The 15,523-nt window shown below is 38.6% G+C and carries 15 protein-coding genes; 1 reads left to right on the forward strand and 14 read right to left on the reverse strand.

Annotation, left to right across the window (positions count from 1 at the left end; all coding sequences use genetic code 11):
* Positions 1–46: 46 nt before the first annotated feature.
* The 7 genes from EO111_RS05860 to EO111_RS08320 form a co-directional block, all read right to left on the reverse strand.
* Positions 47–1,081, reverse strand: a complete 1,035-nt coding sequence (locus EO111_RS05860; RefSeq protein WP_009353273.1) for a galactose ABC transporter substrate-binding protein — start codon at positions 1,079–1,081, stop codon at positions 47–49.
* Positions 1,082–1,143: 62 nt separating this feature from the next.
* Entirely contained in the window at positions 1,144–2,307 is a 1,164-nt protein-coding gene (locus EO111_RS05865; RefSeq protein WP_126940499.1) for an ROK family transcriptional regulator, read from the reverse strand.
* Between the two features lie 13 nt (positions 2,308–2,320).
* Positions 2,321–3,475, reverse strand: coding sequence for a galactokinase (locus EO111_RS05870; protein ID WP_127010985.1), 1,155 nt, complete (start codon positions 3,473–3,475; stop codon positions 2,321–2,323).
* Complete coding sequence (galT, locus tag EO111_RS05875) at positions 3,468–4,454, reverse strand: galactose-1-phosphate uridylyltransferase (RefSeq protein WP_009353392.1); 987 nt, start codon at positions 4,452–4,454, stop codon at positions 3,468–3,470. Before galT ends, EO111_RS05870 begins: the two co-directional genes overlap by 8 nt.
* 488 nt (positions 4,455–4,942) lie before the next feature.
* Positions 4,943–5,563, reverse strand: a complete 621-nt coding sequence (locus tag EO111_RS05880) for a 3'-5' exonuclease (RefSeq protein ID WP_126940502.1) — start codon at positions 5,561–5,563, stop codon at positions 4,943–4,945.
* Positions 5,564–5,671: 108 nt separating this feature from the next.
* Entirely contained in the window at positions 5,672–5,950 is a 279-nt protein-coding gene (locus EO111_RS05885; protein ID WP_009353288.1) for a hypothetical protein, read from the reverse strand.
* A gap of 86 nt (positions 5,951–6,036) precedes the next feature.
* On the reverse strand, positions 6,037–6,192 hold the full coding sequence (locus tag EO111_RS08320) for a hypothetical protein (protein WP_164723951.1): 156 nt from the start codon (positions 6,190–6,192) through the stop codon (positions 6,037–6,039).
* A gap of 280 nt (positions 6,193–6,472) precedes the next feature.
* Here EO111_RS08320 and EO111_RS05890 point away from each other — a divergent pair, with 280 nt between their 5' ends.
* Positions 6,473–7,051 (forward strand): TetR/AcrR family transcriptional regulator, encoded by a 579-nt coding sequence (locus EO111_RS05890; RefSeq protein ID WP_127010986.1) that lies wholly within the window; start codon positions 6,473–6,475, stop codon positions 7,049–7,051.
* A gap of 203 nt (positions 7,052–7,254) precedes the next feature.
* On the opposite strand, the gene EO111_RS05895 is transcribed toward EO111_RS05890, so the two are convergent.
* From EO111_RS05895 to EO111_RS05925, 7 genes are all read right to left on the reverse strand, one after another.
* Positions 7,255–8,577, reverse strand: coding sequence for an MATE family efflux transporter (locus tag EO111_RS05895; RefSeq protein WP_127010987.1), 1,323 nt, complete (start codon positions 8,575–8,577; stop codon positions 7,255–7,257).
* A 182-nt stretch (positions 8,578–8,759) separates the two neighbouring features.
* A complete protein-coding gene (locus tag EO111_RS05900) occupies positions 8,760–9,533 on the reverse strand; it encodes an ABC transporter ATP-binding protein (protein ID WP_127010988.1) in 774 nt (257 codons plus the stop codon).
* Positions 9,526–10,317, reverse strand: coding sequence for an ABC transporter ATP-binding protein (locus EO111_RS05905; protein WP_127010989.1), 792 nt, complete (start codon positions 10,315–10,317; stop codon positions 9,526–9,528). The genes EO111_RS05900 and EO111_RS05905 overlap by 8 nt, the downstream gene beginning before the upstream one ends.
* A gap of 105 nt (positions 10,318–10,422) precedes the next feature.
* The gene (locus EO111_RS05910; RefSeq protein WP_206168568.1) at positions 10,423–12,006 is read right to left on the reverse strand and encodes an ABC transporter substrate-binding protein; all 1,584 of its coding nucleotides are present in this window, start codon (positions 12,004–12,006) and stop codon (positions 10,423–10,425) included.
* Positions 12,007–12,042: 36 nt separating this feature from the next.
* A complete protein-coding gene (gene nikC, locus EO111_RS05915) occupies positions 12,043–12,870 on the reverse strand; it encodes a nickel transporter permease (RefSeq protein WP_127010990.1) in 828 nt (275 codons plus the stop codon).
* 1 nt (position 12,871) lies between these two features.
* Complete coding sequence (gene nikB / locus EO111_RS05920) at positions 12,872–13,804, reverse strand: nickel ABC transporter permease (protein ID WP_127010991.1); 933 nt, start codon at positions 13,802–13,804, stop codon at positions 12,872–12,874.
* 542 nt (positions 13,805–14,346) lie between these two features.
* Entirely contained in the window at positions 14,347–15,300 is a 954-nt protein-coding gene (locus EO111_RS05925) for a magnesium transporter CorA family protein (RefSeq protein WP_127010992.1), read from the reverse strand.
* Positions 15,301–15,523 lie beyond the last annotated feature (223 nt).

The raw sequence follows: 15,523 nt of genomic DNA on the forward strand, positions 1-15,523 counted from the left end.
CTAATCAGATAATAAAGGGGGCAAAATGCCCCCTTACTGCATTTTCTTATTTGTCACCTAAAATCTTATCCGCATTTTCTTTTGTTACGATTTCGTAAGGTACCCAAATATATTTACCATCAACAATATCAAAACCTGTATTGTCTTTATTTGGTGTTTCGCCTTTAGCTAACACATAGGAAAGATTAAATACAGCTTGACCTTGTTTTTTAGCATTGTTTAATACTGTACCCAATAATGTGCCGTCTTTCAACGCTTGTACTGCTGGAGTTGTAGCGTCAACGCCTACTACTGGAATGTATTTGCCATTTGTGAAGTAGCCTGCTGCTTTCAACGCTTCAATAGCACCTAATGCCATGTCGTCATTGTTACAGATAACAGCATCAATTTTATCGCCGTAACGGCTCAAGAACGCTGCCATTTTTTCTTGACCTTTAACGCGGTCCCACATACCTGTATCGCTAGCTAACTCTTCTACTTTCATACCTTCTGCTTTAAGAGCTTTAACGGAGTGTTCTGTACGAAGTACTGCGTCTTGGTGACCTGGTTCACCAGTAATCATAACATAGTGGATAACACCATCATTGCTATGGTATGCTTCAGGATGTTTTTTGAAGTAATCTGCTAAGATTTTACCTTGCATTTCACCACTTTGTTCAGCTTTCGCACCTACATAGTATACTTTATCCCATTTAGCCATATCTTCTTTCAATGGTTCACGGTTCAAGAATACCAATGGAATGTTAGCTGCTTTCGCTTTATCAATGATAACGCCTGCTGCTGTGCGGTCTACCACGTTAACGCCGATTGCTTTGTACTTCTTATTGATGAATAAGTCAATCTTTTCGTTTTGTGTTGGTTGAGAGTTTTGGCTATCTACGATATCCACTTTAGCTTTGTCTTTGGCAGCTTTATCAATTTCTGCACGAACGCCACTCATGAAAGTGTCATCAAATTTGTAAATAGCAACCCCAATTTGAGGTTTGTCACCGCTTGCTCCTTGATCGCTTCCGCAACCACCTAACACAAGTGCACCTACTGCTGCAGATGCAAGCATCGCTGCTTTCCAAGATCGTTTCATAATAATATCCTCCTTTTAGATATCCTATATACCTATAAGACTAGTGTATCTAGTCGTGGTACCTACCGTAACCAAGCTTCTTCAGCTCGTTTTGCACTGACAATATCAATCATACCTAACAATGTATAATAAGAGCCATTGCCGGAATATTCTAGATTAATCGTATGTGCTTTGTATGAATTGCGTTCTAATACACCTCGCAAAATAGGATCCATTACTCCTACTGCATTACCCATAGCACTGCTCAAAATAATCCGCTCTGGATTAAATAAGTTCGCTATATTGGCTAAAGCAATTCCTAAATAATGCCCTACTCTTGAAAGAGCCTCTAAACACACTTCATCACCTTCTACTGCGGCCTCATAAATAGGCTCTACACGAAATGCTTTGCTCACAACCAATGGGTTATCTTGTACCGACGTATATCGGCCTTTTTCCATTTGTTCCACTACATAGGAATGAATCGATGTTTCCGATGCGATATCTTCCAAGCGCACTTCATTGCCCTCTTCATCTAATCGAATCACACCATATCCAATTTCACCAGCACTATCGTTAAAACCGCGGTAGAGTTCACCATGATAAATCAAGGATATACCGAGTCCATAACTAAATTTAAGGACAATGAGATTATCCATTTCTTTACCACTGCCATAGTAATATTCACCCGTTGATAAACAACGAACATCATTTTCTACATATACCGGCACATGGAATCGCTCTTCTAAGATATACTTGAAAGGAATATTATTCCATTTTCCATTAGGGGAGTAAATAGAAATCCCTTTTCCTGAATCTACAGGTCCACGCAAAACGAGGCCTATACTTTTAATTTTATAGTCTTCTTTGAAAATATCCTGTATGCCACGATACATATGTTGCATGATTTCATCAGCACTACAACCAATAATAGATGTTTCTAATTGCTGTAAAATTTGACGTCCTACTGTAGCCACATAAAAGACAATCGTATGTGTTCTTATATGGACAATCAAATAGGTTTCAATATCATGATTAAAGTCTAACAACATTGATGGGCGTCCCAATGCAGACCGCTCTTGACGATCTTCATAGACCAATCCTTTCCGAATTAAATTCGTACAAATATTAGTCACTGTGGGAGGCGTTATTTTGGTCTGTCTTGCAATCAAGGCCTTTGATACGGGGCCATGACGCCTGATGTAATTCAAAATAATTTCATCATTGCTTATTTGTGGCTTTATCATGATTCTATCTCCTTTACAGTGAATACACCCCATCACCAATTTCAGCAATATATAGACTAGGGGTAACACCTATTTGTTTCTCGTACTCTTCTGGAATAGCTCTCATAAAAGCCTCAATATGCTCATCTTTTACAAGGGCAATGGCACAACCACCGAAACCTGCACCTGTCATGCGAGATGCAATACAGCCTTCTTGAGATCGTGCTAAGTCAACAATCGTATCCAATTCTTTACCTGTCACTTCAAAGTCAACTTGTAAAGATCTATGAGATTCATTCAAGCAATGTGCAATCCCTATTAAATCAGCAGCTTCCAAAGCTTTCATGAAATCTAATACACGTAAATTTTCAGTGATGACGTGACGAGCTCTACGCATCAACACATCATCAGAAATAGATTCTAAATCATCCAATGTAGCCAATGCCAAGCCAGAGATATCTTTATGCTTGCGGATAATTTCAAGAGCTGCATCGCACTCACCTTTGCGCTCATTAAATTTGGAGTCCACAAGACCTCTTTGTTTATTTGTATTCATGATGACAAGAGTATGTCCATGCCAGTTCAAAGGAACTAGTTTTCGTTCCATATGCGTGCAATCTAACAAGACACCATGGCCTTCTTTACCGTGTGCGATAGCATACATATCCATAATGCCCACTTTTACACCTACGAAATGGTATTCTACATGCATAGCCATTTTTGCCAATTCCGTACGATCAATTGGAGTTAGACCCAACTCTGAAAGCAACATATAACCAGTTAAATCTAGCATACATGCAGAAGAGGATAAACCTGCACCAGCTGGCAAATTACCATTAAAATAAATGTCCATACCTGGTACCTTGTGACCCTTATCTTTTAAGAATTGAATCACACCTAATGGATAATTAGCCCAATCGTGTTCAATATTATATTGGAAAGGTTCATTTACATCAACCACTACAGTCTTTTCCATATTATCAGAGTGTAAACGTACCTTGCTATCTTCACGTAAACGGATGGCTCCATAAATACCTACTTTAAGTGCCGCTGGGAATACATGACCACCATTATAGTCTTGGTGCTCACCAATAACATTCACGCGACCTGGAGCAAAATAACAATACACCTCTCCTGAACCTTCGCCAAAAAAGGACAGAAAACGCTGTTGTAATTTTTCTTTATTCATTTGCTTGTTCAACCTCACTATATAGTTTGCGCAATTCCGGTGCTGTTTCTTCTACGGCACTTGTATTCGCTGCTGCCCATGCTCCCATTTCAGAGGATGCATAGTATTTAATTTTATTGGCTTCTCTGAAAGGAGGATAGAATTGAATATTAAAGTGATAATATTCTTCATGTCCTGCATATTCAGGGCTATTTACAGGATTTTGATGATATACCATCATGTATGGGAATGGCATATTAAATAAACGATCGAAGGCTTCCGTTAATGTTTTTAACATATGCGCCAAATCTTTGGTTTCTTTTTCAGTACAATCTGTGATGTAATTCATGTGACGTTTTGGCACAACAAATACACCATATGGATAATCTGTAAAGAACGGAATATAGGCTAAGAAAGAGTCATTTTCTCCCACAATGCGAGCATCTTTTTCTTTCTCAACTTGATTCATTTTACAGAATAAGCATTCACCATGTTCATGATGATGATCTTTCGCACTATCTAGTTCCACTTGTAGCTTCTGTGGTACAAAGGAATAGCCATATAATTGACCATGTGGATGTGGCATTGTCACACCTACAGCTTCCCCTTTATTTTCAAAAGGATAAATATATTTAATTTTTTCATCTTTTGCTAATTCACTATGACGCTCTTTAATAAGGTTTAGTAATTTAACAATATGATCTTCGGATAATTCGTAAAATTTAGCAGTATGCTCCGGAGAATATAAGATAACTTCACATTTCCCATAGTTTTCTTGACTTTTGTAAAAGTCATTACCATCTTCATAAGGAGCCTCTGGCGTTTGCGTTAAGGCTGGAAAGTCGTTATCATATTTCAATACATCATAATCTGCAGGGACTTTTTTATTAATACCTGGGCAGAATGGGCACCAATCCTTTGGCATCGTTGGGCGTGCTTTACGGTTTGAAGCGACCATTGTCCAAGTCCGCAATAAAGGATTCCATCGTAATTCCGACATGGAATACCTCCAATCTATAGTTATATGCTTTAAAAAATGAAAGATAATTTTTATACATACCTATTCTTTCATATTTTAACATTTTTTTCAATACTTAATTAAATAATAAGTTATATGATTTACTCATAATTTAATCTTTTTTCATGTTTTTCCACTTTTTTGATATCTTATGATACAAAACAATGCCACATCCCCCTTCTCTCACTGCATTCTGAATGTTCGTTCAGGGGAATATGGCATTGTTTTTTCTTTATTTGGGAATATCAATATATATTGAAACTCCTGTAATACGCACAAATTATGAGTAAATCATATGGAGCCTTATTAGGGAGAGTGGGGGCTAATGTAGTGTATCTGCTAGTATGACTAAATGTAATAGCTATATGGAGTGCTCTTGTCCATGTATAGGTCTATTAAACACTGGTATCTATTAATAGCTACATAAAATCCACCTTACCTATAAAAACCTTAGTAGATACTATGGCTCACTAGAAGAAGGTATCTTGTGTGCCGCTTTGTTTGACTTCCATTTGGGCCCGTCGTTCATCGGTGATAAAGGAGTCTGTTTTCATGTTAATGACATGTAGTAAACCTCGCATGGAATCTACACCTTTTTCTTTCGCTGCTGCAATGGCTACTTTAGCACATACTTCCGAGTCATCTAAGGCATTGTGATGGTTAAATTTGATACCTAAAAATCCACCCAATGTATTTAATTTATGATTCACCAAATCAGGCCATACTTTTCTTGTTATGCGGACAGTACAAGTATATTCTAAATCAGGCCATTCAATATTGTAGTGGTCCAAGGTGGCACGTAACACGTCGATGTCGAACTTCGCATTGTGTGCTACTAACAGTTTACCTTTTAAATGGTTATTATAAATCGCCGGCCACAACTGATCAAAGGTAGGCTTATTCAACACTTCTTCCGGTTGGATACCATGGATACCAATGAACTCTTGGTTGAACTGCATCACTGGGGGCTTGATTAAACTATAGCCACGTTTTGTGATCCGTCCATCTTCCACAGTCACCACAGCTAAGGAAATAGCACTATTCTTACTTTCATTAGCCGTTTCAAAATCTAAGGCCACAAAATTTAACATATATCCTCCTCACGCAAGATTTTGAAATCTGCGATTACATCAAGAAAAAGCAGATGCATCATAGCATCTGCTTTTATTATATAGTATTTTTAATGAAAGTAAAATCGATTATTGAATCGCTTTCTCAAACACTGCTTTGATTAAAGATTTTGTTTGTTCGTAACTTTCACCAGGTTGTGCCTCATATTGTTTGTCCAAATCAAACCACAAATTTGGATAGTATTCGTATGGATGTGTTTTGAACAATTCTACAGCATCTTGATCTTCTACCCAGTTAATTTTGATTTCTTTGAACGCAGGGTTTTCTGCTTGCAATTCTTCGATAGCGCGGAATGCGTTAGCGCAATATGGACAATGATGTAAATGGAAGCCTAAAATTTCTTTCATAGTATACTCCTTTCATCGAATCGATGTATTATATCGAATTTATTCAATTATAAGATTAGTATACCACAAGAAAATTCATGTTACAACTATAAGCCAGCGTGGTATGTCAAAATCGCAGTCCAAGATGTATGAATCCAACTAGACACATCAACCTTTGTCTGTAGTGCAACGGCTAAAAACATGGCTCCTGTAATTACGGTGGCAGTAGTACTGCTCATAATCGCATCAATTCGTTCTAACATAAGAACACATCCTCTCTAATCTCTTACTTTATATGGCTGAAAGTCATCACTACACCCAGTCTTTGTAGTAGATGCTCTCAGTTAAAAATCTAAACTATCTTTCATAATAACAAAGATATGAAACACTTTGTCACTTATGATATACTATTAGTATAGTGAAATTAAAAGATTTGACAAGAATCACTTTTTTAATTTTGTTATTTACGAAACATATATAGAAAAATATCCTATATTGAACAAGTATCTCATTTTGTTTGATTCATATATGTAAGGAGGAATTATGGATAAACGACAAATGAAAACTAGAAAAGCTATTTTCGACGCCTTTGTTAGGCTTTTAGAACATAAAAATTATAATGCTATCATCGTGCAAGACATTATCGATGAAGCCCTCATTGGCCGTAGTACATTTTACGCACACTTTGAAACAAAAGAAGATCTATTAGAAGCGCTCTGTCACGAATTATTCTCTCATATTATCGACACTGCATCAGACTTCTCCCATGCTCATGGCTTATATAAAAACAGCCACATCAAGGAAGCTATCTTCCTCCACATCTTGCAGCATTTAAAGGACAACGATAATAATATTTTGGGTCTTCTTTCCTGTGAAAGTAACGAACTCTTCCTACGTCATTTCAAGAGCAGTCTGAAAGAACTCATCCAAAGTCATTTCTTAAACAATCAAACTTGTCCACACAACAATATCCCTCATGATTTTATCTCTAATCACATTGCAGGATCTTTTGTAGAAATGGTTCTTTGGTGGCTGGAAACTGGTCGAGAGTATTCCATTGAGGACATGTCACGATACTTTTACCATATTACAGAACCATTGATTTTGGAACATCAGCATTAATACCATAAACAAACGCAAAAAGGCGCTACCTTAAGCAAATTCGCTCATCGGTAGCGCCTTTTTATAGTAATATCAACTGTATATGTTTTTAATTATCATTAAGATATTCTTTATGGCATATTGTTGTGCCAACTAGAATGTAAAACATCTATCTACTATTGATTACGCTATTTTGTAAAACAGCAATTTTCATTAGAAACATATTAGACCGCTAAGGAAAACCGTTTTTTTGCCAACGGCAAGAACAATACTAAAATGATAGATTCTAATAGGTACGTGAGCACATAGGTCATCCATATGCCGTCATTACCGAATGGAGGGATAAGCAATTCTTGCATGCCTACAAAGAAGACCACTGCAATGAACATCATATTCCGGATAGATGCAGTCTGACCAATGCCATTGTACATACCATATAATAATAATCCTACTGCTGCACAGATAGGATAGAGCAATAGATAATGGGAATATTCCAAGGCCATCGTGTAAATCTCTGGTACTGAGGTCATAACCATAATGACATCATTACGAAATAATCCCAGCACGATTTCTACAATGACCACAAATACCGCTAAGCATTGCAGGGAAATCTTCAACGTATCTTTCCAAAGCACCAAGTCACGTTTTCCAAATGCTTTTCCAGTAAATACGCTGACCCCATTAGCCTGTCCATCTGTAAAGTATGCCAAGATAAAAATAATCTCTAAGATCACCGCATTCGTAGCTAGGACATCACTACCCATAGCACTGCCTGCTTGGGCAAATAGATTATTAATGGTTAGCAAGCACAAGGTACGTAGCATAAGATCTGTGTTGACTTTCATAATGGATAGGAATGGTTTCACCTGTTTCAAAGTATTCCACATACGAGAAGTTAGGTCTAAGCGATCACGAACTAAGTACATGGCGCCAAGCCCTACTAAGAACGCATAAATTTGGGAAATCAAAGAGGCCCAAGCGACCCCTTTTACTCCAAAGTCAAAACCAAATACAAAGAGAAAGGACAAGAAAATATTTAGCACATTCATTGAAATTTGCATAATCATCGTAGCACGAATCATCATCTGCCCCATAAGCCAGCCTAAGGTAACATAGTTCACCAATACGAAGGGAGCTCCCCATATTAAAATATCTGTGTAATCTGCCATCAACGCAATGACCTCTGGATCGGGATGCATAAAGCTTGCATAGTAATCAAAAATCCAAGGGTATCCCACGATAAAGGCTGCACTAATCAGTAAAGCAATAATGAGAGGTCGGAAGAAACTGAGTGATGTACTTTCCCTCGATTGTTCCCCCAAAGCCTGTGCGGAAAACACCGTGGTGGCTACTCGCAAAAAGCCAAAGAGCCAATACATATTGTTGAATAAGATTACGCCTAGCGCCACTGCTGCGATGTACATGGCATTATCCATATGCCCCATAATCCCAGTATTCACCGCCCCTAATAAAGGTTGGGTCACCGTAGAAACCATAAATGGAATTGTCACTTTTAAATAATCTTTATAGGTCAATCGTTCTTCCATCTTACCCTCACAAAAAAGAGGAACACCTAGGTGTTCCTCTTGAAACATTCTATTCACACACCATTTAATACATTTATTATATCAAAAGATGTTCATATATAACAAATATCTATTATTCATAGATTGTGTACTACTTTGCAAAACAATCTATTCAGCTGTTGAATATTGCCATCACCAACTGATTAGCGATCTAAATTATAGACAGCGCTCAATAATTGTTTTGTGTACGGATGCTGCGCATCTGCTAAGGCATCTCCACTGAGGCGTTCCACTACTTCCCCTTTATACATGACCACCACTTTGTGGCAGAATAAATGGACTAATGCCAAATCATGACAGATAAATAAGTAGGTAATACCCTTTTCTTTTTGCAAGCGTACCAATAGTTCGATGATGGTATCTTGTACAGACACGTCAAGAGCACTCGTAGCTTCATCGCAGACGATGATTTCTGGTTCCAATGCCAAGGCTCTAGCGATGGCCACACGTTGACGTTGACCGCCACTCATATTGTTTGGATAGCGCCCTGCAAAATCCTCTGGTAGATCTACCATTTTTAACAGTTCACGAGCCTTTGCATCTACATCAGCTTTGTTAATTAACCCAAAATTGCGCAATGGTTCACAAATGATATCACGCACTTTCATCTTCGGATTGAAAGCGGCTGTTGGATCTTGGAATACCATTTGAATATGACGATAATTTTGGCGTTTTTCTTCGCCTTTCAATTTCGTAATATCCTTGCCTCGGAACATCACTGACCCCGAGGTAGGCTCATGCATGTTCATGATCGTTTTCACCAAGGTGGACTTACCACAGCCAGACTCCCCTACGATAGCTAAGGTTTCGCCTCGCTCTACATCGATGGAAATGCCATTACATGCACGCAACGTAGAACCGTCAGCGAGAGGAAATTCTTTCACAATATCTTGAATTTGCATAATAATATCAGACATAGCGTTTTCCTCCAATTTCTGGCACTGCACTGAGCAATTGCTTCGTATACTCCGCTTGTGGGTTGCGAATGATTTCCTCAGCTGGCCCATATTCCACCACAGCCCCTTGTTTCATCACCATGATTTTATCAGACATATGAGCTGCTACACCAATATTATGAGTTACAATGATCATAGACGTTTTATTTTCACGGTTAATGCGCAATAATTCTTCTACAATTTGCGCTTGTGTTGTTACATCTAGGGCCGATGTAGGTTCATCCCCCAATAATAACTTAGGAGAGAATGTGATGGCCATGGCAATCCCTACACGTTGGCGCATACCGCCACTGAGCTCAAATGGATAGGCCTTCATGATGGCCTCAGGATGTGGCAAATTGGTAAGAGCCAACATTTCGATAGCTTTTGCCTCTGCCTCTTGTTTAGACATCGTACTATGCAATTGAATAAACTCTACAAATTGCTTCCCGATAGTTTGGATAGGATTCATCATATTGCCACTATCTTGGAAAATCATAGCAATATGATTGCCCCGTAAGTCTAACCAGTCTTTTGTGGAAAAAGATAGTAAATCTTGACCGTCAAAGGTAATGCTGCCTTCAGACACACGACCTGTATTGGGCAATACCCCTAATAGGGCACGGATGACCGTAGTCTTACCACTGCCGGACTCCCCTACAATGGAAACTATCTCCCCTTCAGCTAGGTCTAAGTTAACTCCTGCAATCGTAGGATTTGGATTATTTCCGTAGGTAACGGCTAAATTTTTAATACTAAGTAACATATAGATCCTTTCTGACTATTTCGTGAGTATGGTACTGAAAGTTACTGCTACATGCAACAAGGGGAGGCACTGTGCCTCCCGATTGTTGCGGACATCTACAAAGGATTATTTTGCTGGTTTAATATCTTTCGTTAACCAGTAGTAGTCTGTTGGATACATCACTACATTTGTTAACCAAGTGTTATTGACAAGATTTGTTTTAGGGTAACCTAAGAACAATGCTGCCCCATCATTCAATAAGATTTGTTGTGCTTCGATAATTAAGCTTTGACGTTTAGATTTGTCGAATTCAACTGCCAATTGATCCATGATGGCATCATATTTAGGGTTGCTGTAACCAGAACCATTTTGAGGGTTTTCACCATTCACGTTAGTTTTCCAGTACCATTTTAAGAAGATTTCTGGGTCACCAGTGTTCGCTGTTACGATGTTGGAGATCAACAAGTCATAGTCGCCATCGATACCCATTTTATCAATTAAGTTATAGTCCACAGTTTCGATGTTTACTTTAATACCGATTTTTTTCATATCGGATTGAACTGCTTCTGCATAGATTGGAAGTTCTTGACGACTGTTGTATACTACGAAACGCACTTCTAAGTTCTTACCATCTTTATCTACAAATCCATCACCATTTGTATCTTTCCAACCTGCTTCTGCCAATAATTGTTTAGAACGTTCAGGATTGTATGCATTAGGGTCTTTCAAACCATCGAAACCATAATCCAAGCTTGGTGGAATTGGTGCTTTACCAGGAATGAACGTACCTTTCAACAATACTTCGTTGTAGGATTTACGGTCAGTACCGCTGATGAAGGCAGCACGAACTTTTTCGTCACCTAATACACCTTTTTGGTTAATACGAGCTAATACCGTACGCAAGGATGCGATTTCATCTACTTTGAATTTGCTGTCATTACGCATAGTTTCAATGTCGCCAGCGCCGATATTAACTGCCATATCTACGTCGCCATTTTGCAATGCTAATGCACGAGTTGTAGGGTCATCGATAGATGGAATTTCTACTGTTTTGAAAGGAACTTCCCCATCCCAGTAATTTTCGTTAGCTTCTACCACTGCTTTTTCTTTAGTGAAAGATTTCACTTTGTACGGGCCAGTACCGATAGGACCTTCTTTCGCGAAGTCACGGCCAGCTTTTTCAGCGGACACATCTACGATGATAAATAATGGGTCAGCCAAGAAACCAGGTACATTTGGATACGCTTTATCTGTGGTGATGATCAAGTTTTGACCTTCTGCTTTGATATCTGTGTATTTGAAGAATGTAGCAGCACGTTTATTTTTCTCGAAAGCACGCTCAATGGATTCTTTTACCGCTTCTGCCGTTACTTTATTACCATTGGAGAATTTAGCTTTGTCGTTGATTTTAAAAGTCCAAGTCAATTTATCGTCAGATACAGACCAGCTTTCCGCCAACCAAGGTTGTGTATTCATTTTATCATCAAATTTAGCTAATGTTTCGCCAATACCGTAACGCATAACAACCCAACCAAAGTAGTTTTGTGTTGGCTCCAATGTGTCTGCGAAGTTTGTAACCCCAATTTTTAATACACTTTTGTCGGCTGGTGCCGCATTGTCGCTACCACAACCTGCAATCACACCTAATGCTGCTACTGCCATAACGCCAAATGTAGCATTACGAAGCCATTTTTTCCAACTTTGTTTCATCTTCAGTTCCTTTCTATAAAACTTACTACTAACACATTAATGTGAATCTGTACTACGTGGATCCAAGATATCCCGCAGCGAATCGCCCCATAAATTGAAGATGGTAACCACAATGAAAATGGCTAACCCTGGATATAACATCAATTCTGGTGACGATAACATATATTGACGGTTCTCATTGAGCATTAAGCCCCATTCTGGCGTCGGAGGCTGTGCCCCAAAGCCCAAGAAGGAAAGTCCCGCAACTTCCATCATCATAGTCCCGATATCCATGGCCCCTGTGATAACAATTAAAGGCAGAACATTTGGTAAAATATGGCGCCATAAAATGGTCATTTGTTTTGTTCCATTCACTCTAGCTGCCGCAATGAAATCGTTATGGCGAAGTTTAATCACTGCAGAACGGATCATTCGTGCGTATTTCGCCCAGCTCACCACCACGAGAGCCAAGATCGCATTGATGGCGCTACCCCCCATAATGCCGGCAATGGCAATGGCCAATACCACCCCTGGGAAGGATAACATAATATCTGTAAAGCGCATCAATACAAGTTCTACTTTGCCTCCAAAGAATCCAGACAAAATTCCCACTACTGTACCAACAATGGCTGTTAGAATCACTAGAATAATTGTCATAAATAAGGAAGTTTGTGTGCCGTAAATAATACGGGAGAACGTGTCACGCCCCAATTTATCAGTACCCATCAGATGATCTGCAGAGGGCTTTAAGAAAGCTTTTGACATATCTGCATTGAACGCATCATGCGGTGTGATATAAGGAGCAAATATAGCAATTCCTACTACGATAGCCACTAAGAGGGAGTAGAAAGAAAAGCGTTTGTGTTGCAAAATAAATTCTTTCATCTTATCCCCTCCCTTTCAATCGTGGATCTAATATAGAGTAGGATATGTCTACTAAGAAGTTGATAGCTGTATAAATAAGAGCCACCCACAATACAAAGCCTTCAATGAATGGATAGTCGCGCATGGCAATGGCATAGACTGCCATTTTACCCATACCTGGCCAAGAGAATACGATTTCGATAACCGCAGCCCCTGCCAAGAGCCAACCGATACCCATACCCATGATCGTAATCAATGGTAATAAAGCATTTGGCAATACATGTTTCCACAAAATTTGCGATTCACTCATGCCTCGAGCACGAGCCCCCATCACATAATCTTGATGCAACTCCTCGATAATCACAGTCCGTACTTGGCGCGTAAACTTTGCAGACATAACAGAAGCCAATGTAATAGCTGGTAAAATCAAGGCTTTAAAACTAATCACTGATGTGGCAATCGGTACCCAGTGCAATTTCAAACCGAAGATGTACAGCAGAATCATACCTAACCAGAAACTTGGCATGGATACATTCACAAAGGCAAAAAATCGAATAATAAAATCTGGTAGTTTATTTGCTTTCACAGCCGAATAAATCCCCATTGGTATGGAAATGAGCACATTTAGTGCAAAGGCTGACACTGCTAATAAAGCCGTACCACCCAAGCCTTCTAATAATTTGTCGGTCACTGGTTTTTTCCCTGAATAGGAAATTCCCAAGTCACCTTGTGCGGCACCTGCTACCCAGTGTACATACTGTTCCATAAAAGGCCGATCTAAGCCCATCTCTTTTCGTGTAGCATCAATCATTTCCTGCGACACAATAGTGTCCCCTGCTTCCAACACCATCAAAGCTGGATCCCCAGGAGCAATGTAGGTCAAGCAAAATGTCAGAAATGTAACCCCTATTAAGGTGACTAGCAATTGTGACACCTTACTTAGTATAGTTTTCAATCATCCACATCCTTCCCTTAATGTTAGTGAGCATACATTGATGTAATTAATACATACCAAAAAAAGAAAAGCCACCCTTTGGGTGGATCTACATTAAGTTATCAAGGGCTATAGTTTAGACAATCTTGCTCCATCTTGCCCATAACCCTATACAACTTTTAGCAATATCTCCCCCAAAATATTCTTCCCTTATTTAAGGTATTCATAGTCAATATCTACGCCCACCTATATTATAGATATTACATAAATATGTTAAATTCTTTTATCAAAATTGTCAAATGACAAATGCGAATATTGCAAGACATGGAATGCATACTTGTTTGAAAATGTACATTTCTAGGCATTTATCTGTGATTTATATCATTTTAAATCATCGCTTTTACACAAATTGAAAAATATCTATATAGTAATTTTATTCATTTTGTATAATATTCATGACTTTTAAAGATAGATATAAGAAACTTTCATAATTAACCTGAATCGTGACATAAGAAAACACACCCCCGGGAGTCCCCTTAGGTGTGTTCCATTTTACTATGCAATTAAAAGAAATCGTTTTTCCAAAGCCAATAGCCTGCCAGCGCTGCAAAGCTTATGCCAATACCAATCACATACTCAAAGCCATATTCCGTATCAGCAAATGGCACCGGCACGTTGATACCCCACAAGCTAAAGATGGCCGTTGGTACAGCTAACATAATTGTCATGGCTGCCAATAATTTCATAACTAAGTTCAAATTGTTAGAAATAATAGAGGTAAAGGCATTCATCATATTCATCAAAATATTAGAATACATTTCAACCATTTCCACAGCCTGTTTATTCTCAATGATCACATCTTCTAATAAATCTTCATCTTCTTCATAGATTTTTAATAAGTATCGCACATCATCATGACGACGAATACGTAAAATCCGTTCCATTACCGTACCATTACCACGCAGTGCAGAGGTAAAATAGGTCATGGATTTTTGTAATTCCAACAATTGGAACAAATCTTTATTCCGTGTCGTATGTCGTAATGTTTTTTCAATGTCATCCGTACGGCGGTCGATTTGTTGTAAGTATCGCAAATATAATACCGCTGTGCGATACATGATTTGGAATAAGAACCGTGTCTTTTTAAAGGTATAAAAGGTTGGCATTTGATTGCTCAAGAACGGATAGAGCACTTCTGCTTCTTCTAAACAGATCGTAATAAAGAAATCTTCTGTTACAAAGACACCCAAAGGTACTGCATCATATACGTCAGATCCACGCAGTACCGGAATATTAATAACCACAAAGATATATTCATCTTCAATTTCCACGTGAGATCGTTCTTCCGTATCCAAAGCTGCTTTTAGTACATCCGTTGGAATCTGTGTCATCATATTGACGATAGCCAACTCATCGGGGTCTGGGTTCACCAAATTTATCCATGAACCTTTTGTAGCATCTTGTACAGTGGAATCTGTAAACAATTCCCCCTCTACGTGTTTGTGTACCGTTAACATGTGACACCTCCTTAACGTCTTAATAACCCTACCCTTTATCTTAATCAATCGAGGCCAATTCGTCAATTTTTTTATGATTTCTTGTGAAAGTTACTAACAACCTTTCACTATTTCCACTCAATCAATGTATAGGAGTAAATACGATCCCCATGTACAACAAAAAGGACCTGGCCTAATACCAAGTCCTTTTTGCTGTATAGTTGTTATGTAGTGATATATGCCT

Source organism: Veillonella sp. CHU594, assembly GCF_003992265.1.
Taxonomy (GTDB): Bacteria; Bacillota; Negativicutes; order Veillonellales; family Veillonellaceae; genus F0422.

Excerpts from the sequence above, each read along its gene's own strand:
- EO111_RS05885 (WP_009353288.1), bottom strand. The coding sequence starts at position 5,950 with ATGAAAGAAATTTTAGGCTTCCATTTACATCATTGTCCATATTGCGCT.
- nikC (WP_127010990.1), bottom strand. The coding sequence starts at position 12,870 with ATGAAAGAATTTATTTTGCAACACAAACGCTTTTCTTTCTACTCCCTC.
- EO111_RS05900 (WP_127010988.1), bottom strand. The coding sequence starts at position 9,533 with ATGTCTGATATTATTATGCAAATTCAAGATATTGTGAAAGAATTTCCT.
- EO111_RS08320 (WP_164723951.1), bottom strand. The coding sequence starts at position 6,192 with ATGTTAGAACGAATTGATGCGATTATGAGCAGTACTACTGCCACCGTA.
- EO111_RS05925 (WP_127010992.1), bottom strand. The coding sequence starts at position 15,300 with ATGTTAACGGTACACAAACACGTAGAGGGGGAATTGTTTACAGATTCC.
- EO111_RS05865 (WP_126940499.1), bottom strand. The coding sequence starts at position 2,307 with ATGATAAAGCCACAAATAAGCAATGATGAAATTATTTTGAATTACATC.
- EO111_RS05860 (WP_009353273.1), bottom strand. The coding sequence starts at position 1,081 with ATGAAACGATCTTGGAAAGCAGCGATGCTTGCATCTGCAGCAGTAGGT.
- EO111_RS05905 (WP_127010989.1), bottom strand. The coding sequence starts at position 10,317 with ATGTTACTTAGTATTAAAAATTTAGCCGTTACCTACGGAAATAATCCA.
- EO111_RS05910 (WP_206168568.1), bottom strand. The coding sequence starts at position 12,006 with ATGAAACAAAGTTGGAAAAAATGGCTTCGTAATGCTACATTTGGCGTT.
- EO111_RS05895 (WP_127010987.1), bottom strand. The coding sequence starts at position 8,577 with ATGGAAGAACGATTGACCTATAAAGATTATTTAAAAGTGACAATTCCA.
- EO111_RS05890 (WP_127010986.1), top strand. The coding sequence starts at position 6,473 with ATGGATAAACGACAAATGAAAACTAGAAAAGCTATTTTCGACGCCTTT.
- EO111_RS05880 (WP_126940502.1), bottom strand. The coding sequence starts at position 5,563 with ATGTTAAATTTTGTGGCCTTAGATTTTGAAACGGCTAATGAAAGTAAG.
- galT (WP_009353392.1), bottom strand. The coding sequence starts at position 4,454 with ATGTCGGAATTACGATGGAATCCTTTATTGCGGACTTGGACAATGGTC.
- EO111_RS05870 (WP_127010985.1), bottom strand. The coding sequence starts at position 3,475 with ATGAATAAAGAAAAATTACAACAGCGTTTTCTGTCCTTTTTTGGCGAA.